Source organism: Streptococcus sp. 10F2, from assembly GCF_054331515.2.
In genome coordinates this window covers 40,961-62,291 of the sequence record NZ_JBTGGE020000005.1, presented here as the reverse complement: position 1 = coordinate 62,291, position 21,331 = coordinate 40,961, and the positions used below count along the sequence as shown (strand labels likewise).

Here is a 21,331-nt window from a genome sequence, read left to right as displayed (position 1 = left end):
TTACGTTCTAAGTGACCGAGTTCTCGCTCTTGCTTTTCCCAACTGTATAAAGTATTGATGCTAATATTAAATAAAGCTGCTGTTTCTTTACGTGTATGTCCCTCTTTAACATATTCAAGGACCCGTTTTCTAAAATCAATTCCGTATGCCATAAAAATAGTATATCATATACAGTTTATAATCTAAAAGAGTATACTACCACCGGTTAATGGTTTTTCAGCAAACACGGTGAATGCTAGCTTGCTTGGCAACGACTGCATTAAAGAATTTTCCCTCTTAAAAAATGAGCAGTTGCAGCTTGAGCTAGCCTCTTTGCGAAAAGTAAAAAAGCACTTGAACGGCCCTTGTCCGGTGGACTGGGGACTTATCCGTTCGAGTGCTTTTTAAACAGCTATTCAAAGATGTTACATCTGCTCAGGTGCTTCAACTCCTAAGAGACGGAGAGCTTCTTTCAGAACGATACCGGTTGCGTAGCTGAGGGCTAGGCGGCTATCACGTTCAGGACTCTCCTCTAGGATACGGGTATGAGCATAGTATTTATTGAAGTGTTGTGCCAAATTGATGGCATATTTAGCGATGATCGATGGTTCAAACTGGTTGGCTGCCCGTTCGATCACGCGGCTGAAGTCTTGAAGGATTTTCAAGATTTCCCAGCTTTCGCTATCTTCTAAATGATAGTGAGCAGCTGGATCTGGTTGGTAGTCTGCCTTACGTAAAATGGACTGAATCCGTGCATACGCGTATTGCACATACGGACCTGTCTCACCTTCGAAGGACAACATGGCTTCCAAATCGAAGTCATAACCGTTCATGCGGTCTGTCTTCAAATCGTAGAATTTGATGGCGCCGACACCCACTTGACGAGCCACTTGTTCCTTGTTGGGAAGGTCAGGGTTTTTCTCAGCAATCTGCTTCTCAGCTCGTGCAATAGCCTCCACAATAGTTGGCTCAAGCAAGATGATGTTCCCTTTTCGAGTAGACAATTTTTTCTTATTTTTAGTGACCAAGCCAAAAGGAATATGAGACATATCTTTAACCCAGTCATAGCCCATTTTTTCCAAAACAGCATTGAGTTGAGCAAAGTGACCAGATTGTTCATGACCTGTAATGTAGATGTTTTTGGCGAAATCGTAAGTTCGTTTCCGATAGAGGGCAGTTGCCAGGTCACGAGTGATATAGAGGGTCGCTCCGTCAGATTTCTTAATCAAAGCTGGATTAAGGTTGAATTCTTCCAAATCAACAATGGAAGCCCCTTGTGATTCTTGAAGGAGCCCCTTTTCTTCTAGGATTTCAAGGACTTCATCCATCTTGTCATTGTAGAAAGCCTCACCATTGTAGCTGTCAAAGGAGACGTTGAGAAGCTTGTAGATTCGATTGAATTCAACCAAGCTCTCAGAGCGGAACCATTCCCATAATTCCCAAGCTTCCTTGTCGCCCTGTTCTAATTTGAGGAACCATTCCCGTCCTTGTTCATCCAATTCAGGATTGGTTTCCATCTCCTCATTGATGCGAACATACAGTTTGAGCAATTCATTAATTGGGTTGGCTTCAACAGCTTCCTTGTCACCCCAAAGTTTGTAAGCCACAATCAAAAGACCGAATTGTTTTCCCCAGTCTCCGAGGTGATTAATTCGGATCGCATTGTAGCCTAATTTGGTAAAGAGGTTAGCGAGTGAGTCCCCGATAACGGTTGAGCGCAAGTGTCCTACTGAGAAGGGTTTTGCGATATTAGGGCTGGACATATCGATGGTGATGTTTTGTCCTTGACCGATTGTTTGGGTGCCGTAAGCTTCTTTTGCATCAATAACAGAGCGGAGAATTTGGTCTCCCATGCTGACCTTATCTAAGAAAAAGTTGACATAAGGTCCTGTTGCGACCACTTTTTCAAAACCAGTTGTGTCAATGGCATCAGCGATTTCTTGGGCAATCACGGCAGGTGCCTTACGAAGAACCTTGGCCAAGCTAAAAGCAGGAAAGGCGATATCACCCAAATCAGAAGATTTAGGGGTTTCTAAAAGGTCCAGAATGGCTGCTTCATCAAGACTTTCGATTTGAGCCGCTAGCCGTTGGGCCACTAATGATTTTTGGTTCATAATTTCTCCTTTTTTTCTCTTTATTTTATCATAAGGCAGGCCTTAAATCCAACAAGGACAGGCTGATAAAAAATTTGTTATAATTGAAACAGAATGCGTGAGGAAAGACCATGAAAAAAGCAGACAGACAGGATTTGATTGGGCAACTTTTGAGCGAGCGACGATTTCATCGGCAGCAGGAGTTACAAGAGGCTCTCAAAGAGGCTGGTGTGGAGGTAACCCAGGCGACCTTGTCCAGAGACTTAAAGGAACTGGGAGTGGAGCGTCATATGACAACACAAGGTCAGTCTTTTTACCGCCTGCCGCGGATGGGGGCAGGGGCTGGTTTGGGAGATGTAGCCCTATATGTGAAGCAGATTGACCGGGTTGAGTTCAGCCTGGTTTTGCATACAGGTTTAGGGGAGGCCTCTGTTTTGGCCAATAGCCTAGATGCCAGTGGAGACCGCCGGATTTTGGGTACGATTGCCGGCGCAGATACCCTTTTGGTGGTGACGCGCTCTAGTCAAGATGGTGCCAGTTTAGAAGAAGATATTCGCTCTTATGTCGAGGAGGTCCTATGAGCCAAGCGAAATTATCACCCGGCATGCAGCAGTATGTCGATATGAAGAAAGATTACCCCGATGCTTTTCTTTTCTTTCGCATGGGGGATTTTTATGAACTTTTTTATGAAGATGCGACTAGAGCAGCACAGATTCTTGAAATCTCAATTACGTCGCGAAATAAAAATGCGGAAGACCCCATTCCTATGGCGGGAGTTCCCTATCATTCTGCTCAGCAGTACATTGATACTTTAATTGAGCAAGGTTATAAGGTAGCTATTGCCGAGCAGATGGAGGATCCCAAACAAGCTAAGGGTGTTGTGAAACGTGAGGTTGTTCAGGTTGTAACCCCAGGAACCAGCTTGGATGGTCCTAGTCGTGATGGTCAGAACAATTTCTTGGTAGGTCTCTATGCCCAAAATCAAGCCTATGGCTTAGCTCATTTGGATTTGGCTACGGGAGAATTTGCGGTAACCCAGCTAGATCGCTGGGAGCTAGTTTTGAGTGAAATTCGAAATTTACAGGCCAAGGAAGTGGTTTTGGCGGGTCAGGTACTTGAGGAACAAGAGACTGTGTTGCGTCAGCAGCTGCAAGTCTTGGTTTCTTGGGTGGAGAAACCTTTGGATGCCAGCCCTCTTCTACCGACCAGTCTAAAAGAGCTTGAGTTCTCAGCAGCTGCAAGCCTGTTGGCCTATATTTATCAGACCCAGATGCGGGATTTGGATCATTTGAAGCCGGTTGAAGTTTACCAAATTGCGGATTCTCTTCGGATGGATTTTGCAACTAAGCAAAGTCTCGATCTAACCGAACATGCTCGGACAGGCAAGAAACAGGGATCTTTATTAGGGGGCTTGGATCAAACACGGACGGCTATGGGATTAAGGCTCTTACGCCGTTGGATCCAACAGCCGCTTTTAAATAGAAAACAGATTGAGGAGCGGCAAAATCAGGTGACGATTTTATTAGAAGCCTTTTTTGAGCGCCAGGATTTGGTTGAGAGTCTCAAAGGTGTCTATGATATTGAACGCTTGGTCAGTCGTGTTTCTTTTGGCAAGGTTTTGCCTAAGGATCTCTTGCAGCTATCTGCTACCTTGGGGCAGGTGCCGCAAATTCGACACCTGTTAACCAGTTTGGAGCAGGTGACATTAGAGTCTCTGATTCAGGGGCTGGATCCTTTAGAGGAGTTGTATGCCCTGATAGATGCGGCTATTGATCCTCAGGCGCCCAACCAATTAATGGATGGGGGCCTGATTAAGACAGGTTTTGATCCTGTCCTAGACCAGTACCGTAAAGCCTTACGGGAAGGGACGTCTTGGTTGGCAGATTTGGAAAGCCGGGAACGTCAGGCGACGGGGATTCACAATCTCAAGATTGACTACAATCGCAAGGATGGTTATTATTTCCACGTCACCCAGTCCCAGCTCAGTCATGTTCCAGATCATTTTTATCGTAAGGCAACGTTGAAAAACTCGGAGCGTTTTGGAAGTCAGGAATTGGCCCAAATTGAAGGTCAGCTTCTAGAAGCTCGAGATCAGTCTTCCCAATTGGAATATGATCTCTTTATGCGAATTCGGGAAGAAGTGGCTAAGTACATGCCTCGCTTGCAAAGTTTGGCTAGCGCCCTTGCTAGTGTCGATGTACTCCAGAGCTTGGCTTCGGTTGCAGAAAGCCAGCTCTGGGTTAAACCGACTTTTAATGAGACAGGACAAATTCGAGTAATCGAGGGTCGCCATCCTGTAGTGGAAGCAGTCTTGGGTCGCCAGTCCTATGTTCCCAACAGCCTTGTTATGGCGGCAGAAGATCGGATTCAGTTGATTACGGGCCCCAATATGAGTGGTAAATCGACCTATATGCGGCAAATTGCGATTATGGTGATTCTTGCCCAGATTGGTTCGTACGTTCCAGCTAAGGAGGCAGACCTGCCGATTTTTGATGCCATCTTTACTCGGATTGGGGCCGCCGATGACTTGGTTTCTGGCCAGTCGACCTTTATGGTGGAGATGATGGAAGCCAATCAAGCCGTGCAACATGCGACAGCCCAGTCCCTCATTCTCTTTGATGAGTTGGGTCGTGGTACCGCAACCTATGACGGTATGGCTTTGGCTCAAGCCTTGATTGAATACATTCATGATAAAGTGGGAGCGAAAACTTTCTTTGCAACACACTACCATGAGTTAACGGAATTGGAACACAGCCTTGGAGGACTGGCCAATGTACATGTTGCCACATTAGAAGAAGGGGGCACGGTTACTTTCCTACATAAGATTGAGCCGGGTCCGGCCGATCAGTCTTATGGAATTCACGTTGCTAAAATTGCGGGACTTCCTCCAGTCCTTTTGGCTCGTGCCCAGATTATCTTGGATAGCTTGGAAAACCAAGAGCCTCAGTCCCAGACAGGGCAACTGGATCTGTTTCAAGTACCAGAATCCCTCCCTAGCACACCCCATCCCCTACTTGAAAAATTAAAAACAATTAATTTGAGCCAGATGACTCCCTTAGAAGCCCTGCTTTTCTTGGATCAAGCTCAGAAAGATTTAAATGAAACCCTACTTTGAAAGGAGGATCCATGCTTTATATTTGGAATTATCTAAAGAAATATCCCCAACTCTTGGCTTTGGATATTTTTGCAGCCCTATTGTTTGTTATTGTGAACCTCGGACTTCCGACCTTTTTAGCACGAATGATTGATCAAGGAGTGGTTCAAGGAGACGAGTCTCGGATTTATTTTTGGGGCATTGTCATGATCATTACAGCCTTGCTTGGAATTTTAGGTCGTTTCCTACAGACTTATGCAGGTAGCCGTCTTACGAATAAAATGATTCGAGATATGCGTCTGGATATTTATCGACGCCTTCAATACTATTCCCATCAAGAATACGAACAGATTGGAGTGTCTTCCTTGGTGACTCGGATTACCAGTGACGCCTTCACACTGATGCAGTTTGCGGATCAGACCTTGAAATTTGGAGTTATCACTCCAATTATGTTGCTATCCAGCTTGGTGATGGTTTTTGTGACCAGCCCTTCCTTGAGTTGGATTGTAGCCTTCTCTCTTCCATTTTTGGTGGTCGTTATCTGGTATGTGGCTGTTGCTAGTCGTCCTTTATCGGAGCAGCAACAAGAAAGTTTGGATCGGATCAATCATTTTGCTCGGGAAAATCTAACCGGTTTACGGGTTATTCGCGCTTTTGGCCGTGAGGAGTTTCAAGAGCAGCGTTTCGATCAGGAAAATGAAACTTATCAAACCAATTCCAATCGACTGTTCAAGCTGACGGGACTAACAGACCCTCTCTTTGCTCAGATTATTATTGCAATGATTGTGGCGATTGTCTGGTTTGCCTTGGATCCCTTAAATCAGGGACAAATCCAGATAGGGGTTGTGGTTGCTTTTATTGAATATAGTTTCCATGCCCTCTTGTCTTGCCTACTCTTGGCCAATCTCTTTACGACCTATCCGCGGACTGCTGTATCGGCCCGCCGTCTGCAAGAGGTTATGGATATGCCGTTATCCATTTCTCCAAATGAAGAAGGAGTGACCGAAACGGAAACTAAGGGATATTTGGAGTTTGATCGGGTGACCTTTGCTTATCCAGGTGAGACTGAAAATCCCGTCTTGCACGATATTTCCTTTAAGGCTCAGCCAGGTCAGACGATTGCCTTTATTGGGTCGACCGGTTCTGGGAAGTCTTCTTTGGTGCAGTTGATTCCTCGCTTCTTTGATGTGACCTTGGGTCGGATTTTAGTGGACGGAGTGGATGTTCGTTCTTACAATCTCAAGGCTCTGCGGCAGAAGATTGGATTTATTCCACAGAAGGCTCTTCTATTTACTGGAAGTATCGCAGAGAACTTGCGCTTCGGAAATGCTCAAGCGGATCAGGAAGATCTGGAATCTGCTTCGGATGTGGCCCAGGCTTTGGATTTTATTCAGAGTAAGGAAGATCAGTTTGAGACTCATCTGGCAGAAGGTGGAAGTAACTTGTCGGGTGGTCAAAAACAACGCTTGTCCATTGCGCGTGCACTTGTTAAAGAACCAGAAATCTATATTTTCGATGATTCTTTTTCAGCTCTGGACTATAAAACCGATGCAATTTTGCGTCGTCGTCTTAAAGAAGTGACCGAAAATGCAACCGTGTTGATTGTTGCGCAGAGGGTTGGAACCATCATGGATGCCGACCAAATTATTGTTCTGGACAAGGGCGAAATTGTGGGACGTGGAACCCATGAGGAGCTTATGGAATCCAATGCTATCTATCGTGAAATTGCTAATTCGCAGCTGAATAGAGGGGAGGAGTAAGATATGAAAGAAAATAATTTTAAACGACTCTGGTCCTATCTTCGCTCCTATCGTGCGAGTGTTTATTTGGCGGTTGCTTTCAAGATTTTGAGCATTGTCATGTCGGTTTTGGAGCCTTTTGTACTGGGGTTAGCGATTACGGAATTGACACGTAATCTCTTGGATATGGCTCAAGGAAAGGGAACCGGCTTGAATATTCCCTATGTCTTTTGGATTCTTGTCATTTACCTGCTTCGTGGGACCCTTTATTCTCTTGGAGCTTATTATGCCAATTATTTTATGACCAATGCGGTTCAAGCTACGGTACGCGATTTGCGTAAGGAGTTGAGCCATAAGGTCAACCATCTGCCGGTATCCTATTTTGACCGCCAGCAGTTTGGGGATCTTTTGGGACGCTTTACGAGTGATGTGGAGACCGTCTCCAATGCACTTCAACAAAGTTTCTTGCAGATTGTGAATGCAATCGGAACGATCATCCTTGTCTTGGTGATGGTTTATTCGATTAATGTTCCTCTAGCTATTGTTGTTACATTGATCATCCCTCTTACCTATATAACCTCAAGTCAAATTCTTAAACTATCCCAACCGTCCTTTAAGCGTCAAGCTGATATTTTAGGAAAATTAAATGGGTTTGTGCAGGAACACTTGACTGGTTTTCAGATTGTAAAACTCTATGGCCGTGAAGAACAGACCGTGGAAGAATTTCAGGACATCGTGGATGAGCTAGAAGAAGTTGGCTTTAAAGCGAGCTTCCGTTCAGGCTTAATGGCTCCTCTTCTTCATGGACTATCTGATTTCGCCTACGTTATGATTGCCTTTCTGAGTGGCCTTCAAGTTTTGGCAGGTCGTCTAACCATCGGGAACATGCAGGCCTTTGTTCAATATGTTTGGCAAATCAGCCAGCCCGTACAGATTCTGACTCAAATCGCAGGTCAACTTCAAAGTGCCCAGTCCTCCTTGGATCGGATTTTCCAAGTCTTGGATGAGCCAGCTGAAAGTCAAACCGCTGAAACAACTCTTTCCCAACCCCTGAGCGGTCAGGTAAGCTTTGATCAGGTTTCCTTTAGCTACACTGCGGATAAATCATTGATTCAAAACTTTAACCTTGAAGTCCAACCAGGACAAATGGTAGCTATCGTCGGACCAACAGGGGCCGGAAAGACAACTCTTATCAACCTATTGATGCGTTTCTATGATGTGGATGGAGGTGCGATTCGAGTTGACGGCCAAGATATTCGCAGCATTGATCGCCAAGATTATCGCCGTCAATTTGGAATGGTCTTGCAGGATGCCTGGCTCTATGAAGCCAGCATTGAAGAAAACCTACGCTTCGGGAATTTGGATGCGACCCACGAGGAAATCGTGGCAGCCGCTAAGGCTGCCAACGTGGATTACTTCATTCGCAGCCTCCCAGGTGGTTATAAGATGCAGATGAATCAAGAATCTAGCAACATCTCACTTGGTCAGAAACAGCTCTTGACCATCGCTCGTGCCCTCTTAGCGGATCCGAAAATCCTGATCCTAGATGAGGCAACCAGCTCCGTGGATACCCGTCTGGAACTCCTGATTCAAAAAGCCATGAAAACACTTATGCAAGGCCGTACCAGCTTTGTGATTGCCCATCGGCTTTCCACTATCCAAGAAGCTGACAAAATTCTGGTCCTCAAAGACGGCCAGATTATCGAGCAAGGAACTCATGAAAGCCTCCTTGCCGACCAAGGCTTCTACTACGACCTTTATCAAAGCCAATTTGCGCGTGAAGAGGAATAAAATTTCTGACTTCGCTTGAAGTTTGAATCGATAAAAACAGCTTAGAATCAACGTTTCTAATGACGTCATTCTAAGCTGTTTTCTATTTCGCAGACTTTTTCCTAAGCATTTTTTGGAAATGACTGAGGTCCTAGCTTATACTTAACCAATTTCAAAATCAGAATACTCGCAAAATTTCAAAAAAATGACGAGGAAAGCCGATGAAGGTAGAACTGAAGTTCATCAAAGAGGTTTGACAAAGTCAGATTTTGAAATTCAATGAGTATTAATAGAATCTCATTCCATTGCTATTTTTTGAAATTCTTCAATTATTCTGATCTTATTTTTATGACGTATCACTACTAAAAAGACACGATTTCCGATGTTTGGGTGAAAATCGTGTCTTTTTTCTGGTTTTAGGAATGGTTCATTTGTTTGCGTAAGAGATACAGAAAATAGGGGGTTCCGATGAGGGTGAGGGTAATGCCGGTGGGGATGTTACTGCCAACCAGATAGGTACGGGTGAGGGTGTCGGCGGTGAGGAGGAGGAGTGCACCTGTCAGCATGCTTGCGGGGAGACGCCAGTGATGGTCAGGTGGGAAGAGGATTTGACTGATATGGCTAGCAAGGAGACCTACGAGGGTAATATTTCCTGCTAGCGAGAGGCTGAAAGCGACAAGTGCACTAGCTAGTAAGAGTAGGAGTCGTCTTTTTTGTTTGAGAGGAAGTCCTAGTCCGATGGCGGTTTCATCTTTTAGTTGTAGGAGGTTAAGTGGTCTTGCTTGGCTGTAACTGAATCCCCAGAGTATGATTAAAATCGGCGTTGCAATGGCTAGGCTCTCCCAATTGTTGCCGGTCATGCGTCCGGCTAACCAGGTCACTACATAATTGAGCTTCTGGGTGTTGACTTGACCTGTAATGGCAATGAGGCTGGAAGATAGGATAGTGGAGAGGGTTACACCAGCGATAATCAGTTTGATAGGGTGGATGCCTTGTCCCTTTTGATGGGAAAGAAAAGAGGCGAGAGCAACTGTTGCAAGACCGCCTGGAATAGCAAAAAAAGGGAGAAAACGGATAAAGAAGGGGTCGGTAAGATTTAGTTGCGTTAGAGCGAGGGTTAGGACTAATCCGACTCCCGCGTTAATTCCAAGAGTAGAAGAATCGGCGAGGGGATTACGTGTATAGGTTTGTAGGAGAGCACCGCTTAATCCTAAAGAAGCACCTGCCAATAAGCTGACCAGAGTTCGGGGGAGACGGATTTCTTGAAGTATAAATCGAGTTTGAGAACTGGCTGTTCCTTGAAAGTACTGAAAGAGTCCTTGGAAGTCGATTTCCATGTCTCCCATAGCTAGTGATAGGAACGAAGCGATGAGGACTAAGAGAAGTAGTAAGAGTAGGGTTGAGGCTTGAGGTAGCCGCTTAGAAGGAGTCATACAATTGTCCCTTTCGCATCAGGATTATAAAGATTGGGAGAATGATTAGACAGATTAAGGTATTGAGTGGGGTTCCTGGGAGTAGGATGGCTCCGAGATCGCACCAGAGTAGAAAACTGGTGCCAATGAGAGCTGAAATAGGAAGTAAATGGCTGTAGGAACGTCCTAACCATGGACGTAAGAGGTGGGGAATGATTAACCCTACGAGCGCTAAACTACCGACTAAAGCAACAGAGCCAGCGGAAAGCACTAAAACAACGAGTAAGAGTGTCAGGCGCATCCAGCGGGTATTTTGTCCTAAGCCTTGGGCAATCTGTTCATCTAAGCTAAAAATCGTCAGTTGATAGGCTAGGAGTTGAGCAAGTAAGAGTCCCAAAGCAATCGGTGGGATGATGATCATGAGCATCTGCCAATTTGTAGCGGCTAATCCGCCAGCTTGCCAGCCAATAATTGCCGTGGACAGGTTAAAAGCCAGCGTCAATCCCTGCCCCAGAGCGGTAAAAAGACTGGCTACCATGGCACCAGCTAGGATTAGGCTAGCGGGATCTAGTCCTCGTCCCCGCCGGTAGGCTAGACCTAAGACGAGTAGGGTTGCCATACCCGCGCCCAGTAGGCAGAGGACTAGAATTTGGCTATAGTGGAGGGAGCCAAGAAAAGCGTAGCCCCCAGCTAGAGCCAGTCCGGCTCCAGCATTGATCCCAAGGAGTCCTGGGTCTGCGATGGGATTGCGGGTAATTCCCTGCATAAGGGCGCCAGAAACAGCAAGACTGGCTCCTACTAATAGAGCAGCGGTGGCGCGTGGGAGTCGGATATCCCAGATAATCAGACCGATTTGTCCCTGTTTGTGTGAATGTAGGAGGGCTTGTAGGACGGTTTCAAAATCGTACCAGGGTTGTCCCCAACTGAGATTCAGCAGGAATTGACCGAGGATTAGGAGGGTGAGACTGCAAAAAACAAGCCAAAAGAATCTTGGCTTGTTTTGCGGAATCCCAGCTTGGGTTGGTTTCATAGAAACTCCTATTTCATTTGTTGGAATCCTTCTTGGATAGTTTTTAGTTCATATTCCAGACTTAGTGGGTCGTTAAAGTAGAAAGCATTGGCATCAACCTTGAGGACATGGTTTTTCTCAACTGCGGGTTGAGATTTCCACAGGGGACTCTCATAGAGAGCTGACCCTGTCTCCTCGTTTTCAGCAGCTACAACGACAATATCGCCTAGATAATCTGGTAGGGCATCTTGATTGACGGCTAGATAGCCAGGTTTGAAGACCTCATCTTGGACTTTTTGAGGAGCTTTGAAACCGAGAGCTTGGTAGATAACTTCGCCGCCACGCCCCCAGTTGTTGCCGAAAAGGTAGATGTCTTTTTCAAAGAGCCCCATGACGGTAACAGTCTTATCTGCTCCTAACTGGTTACGGAGTTCTTGTCCGATTTTGGCAGTTCGCTCTTTCCAGTTAGCGATCCATTCATCTGCTTCTTTTTCTTTGGCAAAAACTTGCCCAAAAGAATTCAAGAGTTGGAGGTAATCGTTTTTACCGTAGGTTACGGCCAAGGTTGGTGCGATCTTTTGCAGTTCCTTGAGGTTCGGATCATTGGATTCAACGACAATCAAATCTGGATTGGCCTTGGCAATGCTCTCTAAATCGTCTGGCATGAGTACTTGAGCCTCCTTAATCCGATCCTTGAGGACGGGATTCTTAGCGTCATAGGAAGTGACAGACACAGGCTCAAAGCCAAGCTGGTAAAGGTAACCCGTATAGCTCGAGGAAAGACTGACAATTCGTTGAGGATTCTGAGGAATATCTCCAGAATAATCAAAGCCCTCAATCTTGGGTTTACTGGAGAGAACTACGTCTTCCGTAGCATTAGATGACTTATTTGCAGAAGCACAAGCTGTCAGTGTGAGGAGCAGTAAAGCAAGTCCTAGCCAGGTTAGTAGTTTTTTCATAATAATCTCCTATTCTTTAAGTAGCGTATAACTAAGACAGACAGGGGTTCCATAGACGGGATCTGGAAGGATTTGCGCTTCTATGGAAAAAATGGAACGCAAGGTTTCAGTTGTCATCACCTCTGAGACCGCACCCTCAAAAGCGATGTGCCCATCCTTCATAGCCAACAAACGATGGGAAAAACGAGCTGCCAGATTGAGATCATGCAAGACCATGACGATGGTCTTGCCCTGGGTTTGATTGAGTTCTGCCAGTAATTCTAGCACTTCCAACTGATGATTGAGGTCAAGGTAGGTCGTTGGTTCATCTAAGAAAATCCAGTCTGTATCTTGAGCTAAGGCCATAGCAATCCAGACCCGCTGCCGCTGTCCTCCCGATAACGCATCAACGGGCTGATCGTGGTAAGCACTTAAGCGAGTAGCTTCTAACGCCCAAGTAATTTTAGCGCGATCAGCCTTGGAGAGATGCCCCAAGGCCGCTAAGTGAGGGTAGCGACCATAGGCAACTAACTCCGAAACGGTGATGCCCTCGGCTGCAGACTGAACTTGTGGTAACAGAGCCAATTTTTTGGCAACTTCCTTGGTTTTCATCTGAGCGATGGCTTGGCCTTCGAGAATAATTTGTCCTTTGTCTAAGGGGAGAATTCGAGTAAAGGCCTTGAGAAGAGTGGATTTACCACTGCCGTTGGCCCCGATGATGGTGGTGATGCTTCCAGGCTCTAGCTGACAAGATAAATTGTCCAGTATCAAGCGATCTCCATAAGAGATCTGGATTCCTTGGGCTTGCATGGCCGCTTTCTCTCTTTCATCAGTAAAATACACCTTATTATAGCATAAAAGTTTTCAAAAGGAGATTTTTCAGACAATTCTAAGGAATGATACTTTTCATTAGAAATTATTCGATTAAAATTCCCGCATATTTTAAAATAGAACCTTAACTTTCACTTCTATTTTCACAAAATCAAGAAAATGACAAAATAGAAGGGAATAAATAGTTTCTATTTGAACAAAATTGCCAAAGTGTTAAAATAGAGCTAGAAAATGAGATTCTATTTTAACAAAAGGGCTAAAATGATAAAATAGAATGCAACTTTTCAATTCTATTTGAACAAATTTTGATTTTTGTTTTAAGTAACAGCAAGGTCGATCTAACAGAGAGGAGGGTTTTGATGGATTACAAAGAACTTAAAAAAGTCTATTATGGGAATTTTGAGGCTTATGAGAGAGAGTATCAACAACGTTTGGAAGGATATGGTACGATCGTTACTCAACTTTACCCAAGATTGATGAAAAGGGAAAACTTCCAAACATCTAGCTTTCCCCTGTTCGTCGTGGTCTTGCCGACGATTCTAATGTTGATGGAAAAAATTACAGTTGCTTCTGGTAAGATTCAGGATTTGGCAGCGGATTTACCAGCCGTCGCCCATTATCAATTTTTTAGTGAGCAAATGTACCAATCAATCATTTCCACAAATGCTATCGAGGGCATTCGAACAAGACGGAAGGACTTGGTAGAGGCTCATCGCTTTGTGACAGAGTCTCCAGATGCAGAATCTACACGTAAAAACCTTTCAATGGTGAAAATGTACCAACAGATTTTAGAGGGGACTATTCTCAATCTCCAGACTTTGAAAGATATTCGCTCTCTTTATAATCTTTTGATGGAAGAGGAAGTGGACTCAGAAGATCAACTGGATGGAGAGCTCTTTCGAAAAGGGGGTGTTCAGATAAGCGATGATCGGACAGGGAGAGTTATCCATCGTCCCCCCTTATCGGAAGAAGGAATTTGTAACATGTTGGAATCCTGGCTTCAATTTTTGGGAGATGAGGAGCTTCCTTTTTTAGTGAAGGTCTGTATTGGTCATTTTTTCTTTGAAAATACGCATCCATTTTATGATGGAAATGGACGATTTGGTCGCTATCTAATGGCCAAGACAGTTGCTAATAACTTGGATGCCTTCACAGCTCTTGTGATTTCCCAAAAAATCAATGAGCATAAAAATACTTATTACAAACTCTTTCAACAGACGGGCGACTATTTGAATCGCGCTGATGCGACCTTTTTTGTTCAAGGTCTCTTGTCACTTATTCAAGAAGGACAGGAAGATATCCTTATGCTCTTAGCTGAAAAACGGGATTTATTGGAAGACTATCGTGAGAAAATCCATGCTCTAGAAGAGACTTCAGAACAAGAAAAACACCTCCTCTTTGTACTTGCTCAGGCAAAACTATTTGTGCCAGATGATAGTGGGATGGAGGAGAGAGAATTGGTTAAAATAGTAAGCCAGAATGCTCCAAAAGTATCGGTTCGTTCGATTAAACAAGGTTTGCGGACTTTAGTTGATAAGAATTTGCTTCAAGTTGTCAGCCGCAGGACCCCTTCGCTACCGTTTGACGGAGATGTTTGAATAGTAAAAAGTCTTCGAACTAGAAAACAGCTTAGAAACGTTGATTCTAAGCTGTTTTTTATCTATTCAAACTTCAAGCGAAACTAGAAATTGTTCGTTGTTGCCCAACCTCTGTTTAGCAATCGATTATCCACGGCTAGTAGGAGCTTGGCCTCCGCCTGGTGGCATAGTACCTTGCATTCCCATGCCACCGGGGCTGCCAGGTCCGGTTTGGACAATTTCAGTCTGTTTTTCACCGTTGACTGTTACGGTTCCGCCGGTGAAGCTGACACTACCGTCGAAGTCAAAGGCGGATTGGGCAGTTATGTCAATAGTACCACCGCTGATTTCGAGGTTGCCGTTGGAGTCAAAGGCGTCGGTGTCGCCTGGGCCGACTTCGACTTTGATGTTACCGCCGGTGACTTTGATAAAGATCTCGGAACCGGTGACATCACTAGCTGCGTTGATACCGTCGTCGGTTGCGTATACATTGACTGCTCCACCGTTAATGGTCACGTTGGTTCCTTCCAGTCCTTCTGTGCTTTGTGGGACAGAGATGTTTCCATCGTTGATGACGAGGCTAGATTCAGCCTTGATGCCGTCATCGCCAGCGGATACGGAGATGTCACCGCCGTTGATGGTGACGTTTCCTTTGTCACTATCTTCGTCGTTGTTGGATTTAATGCCATCACCTTGAGCGGTGACCTTGATAGTACCACCGTTGATGGTCACGTTGTCTCGTCCGCGGATGGCGTCGTCAGCTGCGGTAACCTGAATGTTGCCATTTTCAAGGTAGAGGTCGCCTGTGGAGACGATTCCGTCCTGGTAGTTGGCTTCAACGGTTAGGTCTCCAGATCCGGTCACGATGAGATTAGCTTTGGAATGGATAGCTCCTTCCAGGTCTTCATTGCTGTGAGTATTGCTATCCTTAATGGTATTCTGTGTGCCATCTTGGAGTTCCAATTGGACAGTTCCAGCTTCTTCTACATTGATGGCTGGACCATCAGAGGAGGAAATTGTTGCACCGGCTAGGATGAGGCGGACATTGCCAGAAGTATTAACGGTCACTCCTGCGCTAGTATCTCCCTTGAGAACATAGGTGCCGGCTTTTGTAATGGTTAAGCCTTTATTATCTAGTGTCACGTCCTGGCTGGGAAGACTGTCCCAATCAATCGAAGGAGTTGGGAGGCTCTGTTGAACCACTTGACCTGTTGTAGACTGGGTTTGGTTATTTTGGAGACTGCAAGCCGCTAAGCTCGCTAGGGTTAGGAAAGCAAGAGTAGCGGTTAGGATTGGTTTTTTCTTCATACGAGGTACTTCTTTTCTTTTTAATTTTAAATAAGTATAAAAATAAAAGCTAAAAATTCTTTTAAATTTATCTTAAAAAAGCCTAAAAGGAAAAATAAGAGTATAATATAAGAAAAAAGGAGGGAAACTTATGTTGCAAGTATCGCATATGTCCAAAGCTTACGGGAATAAGAAAGTCCTCAAGGATCTCAGCTTCAGCATTCCATCTGGAACGATCTGTGGTTTGGTCGGGAAAAATGGAGCTGGCAAGACGACACTCTTCCATTCCATACTTAACTTTCTGACCTATGAGGGGCAGATTCTCTTGGATGGCAATCCCCTAACCAAGGAACGCTACTCGCAAATTGGCTACCTTCCTGAAGAGCGCAGCCTCATGCCGAAGTGGACTGTACTGGAGCAGGTTAGCTACCTAGCTAGCCTCAAGGGGATGAGTAAACAAGAAGTGGCAGAACGCCTGCCCATCTGGATGAAAAAACTACAGGTCAAAGGCCGCATGAATGACAAAATTAAAAGTCTGTCTAAAGGGAATCAGCAGAAGATCCAGCTGATTGTGACCTTAATTCATCAGCCCCAATTGATTATTCTGGATGAGCCTTTCTCTGGTCTAGATCCTGTCAATACTGGACTTCTCAAGGAAGTGATTCTAGCAGAGAAGGAGCGTGGAGCGACGATTATTTTCTCGGATCATGTTATGACCAATGTGGAAGAACTCTGTGATCAACTGATCATGATTAAAGATGGCACCATTGCTCTCAACGGTGACATTCAAAGTGTTCGCCTGCAGTTCGGTCGCACTCGTCTCTTTGTTTCTCAAGACTTGGATAAGGAGCAGTTAGCTGCTCTTCCCCATGTTCTCTCTGTTGAGGATACCAAGCAAGGCAAATGGCGTCTAATCTTGGATAGCGAAGAGGCCGGTCCTGAACTCTTTGACCGTATTAGCCAAGGTCGCTACCTCACTACCTTTGACCAACAAGCTCCAAGTATTGATGAGATCTTTAAAATGAAATCGGAGGAAGCCTCATGAAACAAGTACTCCTAGTCGCTAAAGAAACCTATATCCGTCAAGTCAAATCCTGGGCCTTTCTTTTCTTGGTCCTAGCCCCCTTTCTAACCCTATTGTTCTCCGCAGGGAGCGGCTACCTAGGTTCCCAATTTGGCTCCAACTCCACCCCAGTCGCAGTGGTCGGACAAACTCAAATCCTATCCGACCTCGACTTCCTGAAATCCTATCCGGATGAAACTGCGGCCAAGGCCGCAGTAAAAGAGGAAGAGGTTGAAGGCTACCTGGTTGTCTCAGAAGAAAAAGGTCTTCTCACAGCCACCTATCATGGGGAAGAAGGATTGGCCTTTGATAAAAAAGATCAAGTGGAAAAAGCCTTAAACCAAGCTCAAGTAGACCTCAATCACCAGAATGCCCAATTAAGTACAGATCAAGCTAGCATTCTGGACCGCCAACCGACCCTTAAAGAAGAAATCCCTGAGGGACAAGACATGGCCGTAGGTGCTAAAATAGTTGTCATTATTGCTTTAGTTTTTGTTGTCTATATGATGACTTTGACCTATTCAGTAGCTACAGCCCAAGAAATTGCAGGGGAAAAAGGAACTAAGATTCTAGAAATTATCTTTTCCAGTATTTCTGCAGACCTCTATTTCTACGGCCGCGTCTTGGGAGTAGTCTTGGCTCTCTTTACGCACCTAGGAATCTATGCTTTGGGAGGTACCCTAGCTTATCTCTTCCTGCTGAGCCAACCTTTTGGAGCTTCCGCTCTTCCCTTCATCCAAGCTCTCTTGGCACATTTGAATTGGCTCCTCTTACCTTTCTTATTAGTCGGTTTGACCTTCTATGTTGTCATAGCTGCTTTCTGTGGAGCTATCGTTGTTCGCCAAGAGGATGCGAACAAGGCTGTTCAACCTATCACAGTCCTTGTTATGGTCGGCTTCTTCAGTACCATCATCTTCGGTCAAGGAGGCCAAGACACCCTCATTTTACAAGTCCTATCCTATATCCCAGGACTCTCCATCTTCCTCATGCCCGTCCGCATGATCAATGGCTATGTAGGTATCCTTGAACCCCTCCTCTCCCTCTCTCTCCTCCTAGCCGCTACCGTAACCCTAGCCTACCTCATCGGCAAATCCTACTCCGGCATCGCCCTCCAAACCGACGACCTCGGACTCTGGAAATCCCTCAAAAAAGGCCTTGCCAGCAAATAAAAGAGATCGGATTCTGTCCAATGTCATTAAGTTAAGGATTTCGAAAGCTCGATTTATGAGCTTTCGAAATCCTTTTTTTACTATACTTAGGCTAAAGGAGGTGGATAGAATGCCAAATCAAGTAAAGAAGCAACTACGAAAAAGTATTGCTGCTGTGAGCATGCGAGGTAAAAAGTAAGGAGCCCATCGAGGAACCTCTCCCACCATAGCAGGAAAGCCTAAAAAGTAAAAAAGAAGAACTGCCATAGCAGGCAGCCCTTCCTTGGAGATTATTATGAAAAAGAAAAGTTTTATTAGGATTGAGAATAGTATAGCCTGGAAAGGTTAAATAAAGCTTAAAGGAGTGTGGGAAATAGATATTACCAGAGAAACAGGTTGACGATAATCGAAATGACTAGGTCGGTGAGAGATAGAAGCGAGTGGATAAATCAGTGTGTGGTTGTTTTCTTTGTTTAATTTCTTGATGCTTTTTCTTTCAAGCTGCAGAATCTTGGTTTGGGATAGAGTTTGTTGGACACCGGTATCCCATTTCGGGATGAGTAATTCGAATTTACTGGCCATCTTATTTTCTAAAGTTGAAAATTTCAAGTCAATTTTTGATTTGCTATAACTATCATGATCTATAGAGAGAACCTCTGGTTAGTATTATGAATCGCCATTTTATCCCCAAGCAAAGAATTTTTCGTCAGGCAAGTCTTGTTGATCCCACATTTGCTTGACTTTACCTCTGGCAATGCTGGCGAAGTAGGGATGCCCCTCTTTTTTATCAAAAGAAGATAATTCAACAATGTGTACCTCTCCGGACAGGGGTTCTATTTCGACAATACCTGGTCCCGGATAATTCTCTGGTGTATAAAAATAGCCGAGACTATCTGAGTTTTGAATTTTTTGAAGGAAAAGCATCATTGTGAATCACCTCTTTCTTGTTGCCCTTGTTTTAGGGCTTGGTAATAGTTGTAAAGTTCATCGGTCTTATTGTGGGTTTGAATATAACTGAAGCCGCTCTTGCATGTACGAGCTCTCAAGAAATTCATGTTTTAACATCATTAGGTCGTGTGCTTGGATGCTTTCTCCATGTGATTCGGATAATCATCTCTAACTTTCGGCCATATCATAACAAGGATCAAATCGCTTAAAACCGTCTTCTTATGTTCCTTAATAAAGATATGTTCGTATATTTTTCGATAGCAGAAGTGGGGAAACCAGTACTTTGCGAAACTTTCCTGATCTCAATAGCCTTATTACGATTTCGAATTTGCTGATAATACATTCTAGCATGACGATTCCGTTTTTTGTGATGAGGGTCGTTACTGTCATTCCAAGCACCGTAGATAGCATCAGTGAACTTGTTATTTTATTATATGCCTTTTCCATAGCAGAATTAAAAACATCCCTATCGTTTACAGTAAATTAAGAAAATTTCTGATAGAAGGAAATTATTGCATAGCACTCGAAGAATGGTATGTTCTCTACTTCAAGAACGTGATAAAATGGTATTAAAAAGATTAAAAATGAGGTAGGATTATGTCAGAACAGGTACAAAGACAGGAGCTCCATCGGAAAATATGGGCGATTGCTGATGATGTACGTGGTGCGGTAGATGGATGGGACTTTAAGCAGTATATATTAGGCATTTTATTTTACCGCTTTATAAGTGAGAATTTCAAAAAGTATATTGAGGGCGGTGATCCAGACATCAATTATGAAGATGTTCCTATAGAATTGATTACAGATGATATTAAGGACGATGCGATTAAAACAAAAGGGTACTTTATTTACCCAGATCAGCTCTTTTCAAATGTTGTTAGAAATGCTAAAAATAATGATGACTTGAATACAGATTTGAGGGAGATTTTTGACGCAATTGAGTCTAGTGCTGTAGGCTATGATAGTGAGCATAATATCAAAGGTCTCTTTGATGATGTGGATACTCGGAGTAATCGACTTGGGAATACAGTGAAGGAAAGGAACCAACGTCTGGCAGATATTTTAGAAGGTATCGCTAGCTTGGATTTTGGTGACTTTGAGGATAGCCATATTGATTTATTTGGGGATGCTTATGAATACTTGATTTCTAATTATGCGTCTAATGCAGGGAAATCAGGCGGCGAGTTTTTCACACCGCAAAACGTCTCCAGACTCTTGGCCAAGATTGTGATGCTGGGAAAAGATGAGAACAATAAGATTAATAAAATTTATGATCCTGCGTGTGGTTCGGGTTCTCTCCTGCTTCAAGCTAAGAAACAATTTTCCGAGCATATCATTGAAGATGGTTTTTATGGTCAGGAAATCAACATGACCACCTATAACCTAGCTCGCATGAACATGTTTCTCCATAATATCAACTACGATAAATTTAGTATTGAGCGTGGGAATACCTTATTAGATCCAAAACATAAAAATGATAAACCATTCGATGCCATTGTCTCAAATCCGCCTTACTCTATCAAATGGGTTGGAAATGATAATCCGACTCTGATCAATGATGATCGCTTTGCACCTGCCGGGATTTTGGCACCTAAATCAAAGGCTGACTTTGCTTTTATCATGCACAGTCTATTTTATCTATCGCCAAAAGGTAGAGCTGCTATCGTCACTTTCCCGGGGATTTTTTACCGTGGCGGTGCGGAACAAAAAATTCGGAAATACTTGGTTGATGGCAATTTTGTTGAAGCCGTTATCCAGTTGCCAGATAACCTCTTTTTTGGAACCTCTATTGCCACCTGTATTCTTGTGTTAGCCAAAAATAAGACTACAACAGATACTCTCTTTATTGATGCCAGTCAGGAATTTAAAAAAGAAACTAACAATAACGTGCTGACAGAAGAACATATCCAGAAAATTTTGGATGGCTTTGAAAGAGGAGAAGTCAAAGAATACTTTGTCTCACTTGTTCCTTATGAGAAGATTGTCGAGAATGACTATAATCTATCTGTTTCGACCTATGTGGAAAAAGAAGATACGCGTGAGAAGATTGACATTGTACAGTTAAATAAAGACATCGCTGAAACGGTGAAAAAAATTGATGTTTTGCGCGCGGAGATTGATAGGATTGTAGAAGAGTTGAACTAATGATTTTGGACAATAAACTTGAAATTACGGATTCACTGGAGTTGGCAAGGTTTGCTGGATACAAAGGAAATTGGTTATGTTGATACTTTAGTATTTATTCATAAAACCTTATTTCAGGATATCTATGCTATTGCAGGTCAGGCTCGTGATGTCAGTATGATCAAGTGTAATTTTTATTTTACTTCAGTTAGGCACTTGCTTCACTCACTTGAAAATATTGACAGGATGTCTCAGTTTACTGTGGCAGAAATCTTTGTGAAATATGTGGAAATGAATATTGTCTATCCTTTCTGAGAGG

Annotated in this window: 17 protein-coding genes and 1 pseudogene; 10 read left to right on the top strand and 8 right to left on the bottom strand. The window is 44.0% G+C overall.

Features of this window, described 5'->3' with window-relative positions; all coding sequences use genetic code 11:
- On the bottom strand, positions 1–152 hold a 152-nt coding region (locus ACXM1Q_RS02430; RefSeq protein WP_458515834.1), incomplete at its 3' end, for a helix-turn-helix domain-containing protein.
- 252 nt (positions 153–404) lie between these two features.
- Positions 405–2,093 (bottom strand): arginine--tRNA ligase, encoded by a 1,689-nt coding sequence (gene argS, locus ACXM1Q_RS02425; RefSeq protein WP_458515824.1) that lies wholly within the window; start codon positions 2,091–2,093, stop codon positions 405–407.
- 110 nt (positions 2,094–2,203) lie between these two features.
- Here argS and argR point away from each other — a divergent pair, with 110 nt between their 5' ends.
- From argR to ACXM1Q_RS02405, 4 genes are read left to right on the top strand one after another with little or no spacing between them, the layout of a single operon-like run.
- The gene (gene argR / locus ACXM1Q_RS02420; protein WP_458515822.1) at positions 2,204–2,653 is read left to right on the top strand and encodes an arginine repressor; all 450 of its coding nucleotides are present in this window, start codon (positions 2,204–2,206) and stop codon (positions 2,651–2,653) included.
- On the top strand, positions 2,650–5,187 hold the full coding sequence (mutS, locus tag ACXM1Q_RS02415; protein WP_458515820.1) for a DNA mismatch repair protein MutS: 2,538 nt from the start codon (positions 2,650–2,652) through the stop codon (positions 5,185–5,187). The genes argR and mutS overlap by 4 nt, the downstream gene beginning before the upstream one ends.
- A gap of 11 nt (positions 5,188–5,198) precedes the next feature.
- Positions 5,199–6,926: an ABC transporter ATP-binding protein gene (locus ACXM1Q_RS02410; protein WP_458515818.1), complete on the top strand. Its 1,728-nt coding sequence runs from the start codon at positions 5,199–5,201 to the stop codon at positions 6,924–6,926.
- A gap of 3 nt (positions 6,927–6,929) precedes the next feature.
- Complete coding sequence (locus tag ACXM1Q_RS02405) at positions 6,930–8,696, top strand: ABC transporter ATP-binding protein (RefSeq protein ID WP_458515816.1); 1,767 nt, start codon at positions 6,930–6,932, stop codon at positions 8,694–8,696.
- 395 nt (positions 8,697–9,091) lie between these two features.
- On the opposite strand, the gene ACXM1Q_RS02400 is transcribed toward ACXM1Q_RS02405, so the two are convergent.
- From ACXM1Q_RS02400 to ACXM1Q_RS02385, 4 genes are read right to left on the bottom strand one after another with little or no spacing between them, the layout of a single operon-like run.
- Positions 9,092–10,108 carry a FecCD family ABC transporter permease gene (locus ACXM1Q_RS02400; protein WP_458515814.1) on the bottom strand — a complete coding sequence of 339 codons (1,017 nt, stop codon included), beginning with the start codon at positions 10,106–10,108 and terminating at the stop codon, positions 9,092–9,094.
- Positions 10,095–11,117, bottom strand: coding sequence for a FecCD family ABC transporter permease (locus tag ACXM1Q_RS02395; RefSeq protein WP_458515812.1), 1,023 nt, complete (start codon positions 11,115–11,117; stop codon positions 10,095–10,097). The genes ACXM1Q_RS02400 and ACXM1Q_RS02395 overlap by 14 nt, the downstream gene beginning before the upstream one ends.
- An 8-nt stretch (positions 11,118–11,125) precedes the next feature.
- Positions 11,126–12,055, bottom strand: a complete 930-nt coding sequence (locus ACXM1Q_RS02390) for an iron-hydroxamate ABC transporter substrate-binding protein (protein WP_458515810.1) — start codon at positions 12,053–12,055, stop codon at positions 11,126–11,128.
- A 9-nt stretch (positions 12,056–12,064) separates the two neighbouring features.
- Positions 12,065–12,844, bottom strand: a complete 780-nt coding sequence (locus ACXM1Q_RS02385; RefSeq protein WP_458515832.1) for an ABC transporter ATP-binding protein — start codon at positions 12,842–12,844, stop codon at positions 12,065–12,067.
- A gap of 380 nt (positions 12,845–13,224) precedes the next feature.
- On the opposite strand from ACXM1Q_RS02385, the gene ACXM1Q_RS02380 reads away from it, so the two are divergent.
- Positions 13,225–14,463: a Fic family protein gene (locus tag ACXM1Q_RS02380; RefSeq protein ID WP_458515808.1), complete on the top strand. Its 1,239-nt coding sequence runs from the start codon at positions 13,225–13,227 to the stop codon at positions 14,461–14,463.
- Positions 14,464–14,589: 126 nt separating this feature from the next.
- On the opposite strand, the gene ACXM1Q_RS02375 is transcribed toward ACXM1Q_RS02380, so the two are convergent.
- Entirely contained in the window at positions 14,590–15,750 is a 1,161-nt protein-coding gene (locus tag ACXM1Q_RS02375) for a carbohydrate-binding domain-containing protein (protein WP_458515806.1), read from the bottom strand.
- A 130-nt stretch (positions 15,751–15,880) separates the two neighbouring features.
- Here ACXM1Q_RS02375 and ACXM1Q_RS02370 point away from each other — a divergent pair.
- The 3 genes and pseudogenes from ACXM1Q_RS02370 to ACXM1Q_RS02360 all read left to right on the top strand — a co-directional run.
- A pseudogene (locus tag ACXM1Q_RS02370) lies at positions 15,881–16,420 on the top strand (ABC transporter ATP-binding protein); the annotation flags it as partial.
- Between the two features lie 21 nt (positions 16,421–16,441).
- Positions 16,442–16,774 (top strand): ATP-binding protein DrrA1-3 family domain-containing protein, encoded by a 333-nt coding sequence (locus ACXM1Q_RS02365; protein ID WP_458515830.1) that lies wholly within the window; start codon positions 16,442–16,444, stop codon positions 16,772–16,774.
- Complete coding sequence (locus ACXM1Q_RS02360; protein WP_458515804.1) at positions 16,771–17,961, top strand: ABC transporter permease; 1,191 nt, start codon at positions 16,771–16,773, stop codon at positions 17,959–17,961. The genes ACXM1Q_RS02365 and ACXM1Q_RS02360 overlap by 4 nt, the downstream gene beginning before the upstream one ends.
- Before the next feature lie 660 nt (positions 17,962–18,621).
- On the opposite strand, the gene ACXM1Q_RS02355 is transcribed toward ACXM1Q_RS02360, so the two are convergent.
- Entirely contained in the window at positions 18,622–18,867 is a 246-nt protein-coding gene (locus tag ACXM1Q_RS02355) for a hypothetical protein (RefSeq protein ID WP_458515802.1), read from the bottom strand.
- A gap of 618 nt (positions 18,868–19,485) precedes the next feature.
- On the opposite strand from ACXM1Q_RS02355, the gene ACXM1Q_RS02350 reads away from it, so the two are divergent.
- Together ACXM1Q_RS02350 and ACXM1Q_RS02345 are read left to right on the top strand one after the other, a co-directional pair.
- Positions 19,486–21,033, top strand: coding sequence for a type I restriction-modification system subunit M (locus tag ACXM1Q_RS02350; RefSeq protein ID WP_458515800.1), 1,548 nt, complete (start codon positions 19,486–19,488; stop codon positions 21,031–21,033).
- An 18-nt stretch (positions 21,034–21,051) separates the two neighbouring features.
- Entirely contained in the window at positions 21,052–21,327 is a 276-nt protein-coding gene (locus ACXM1Q_RS02345) for a cell filamentation protein (RefSeq protein WP_458515798.1), read from the top strand.
- Positions 21,328–21,331: the final 4 nt, after the last annotated feature.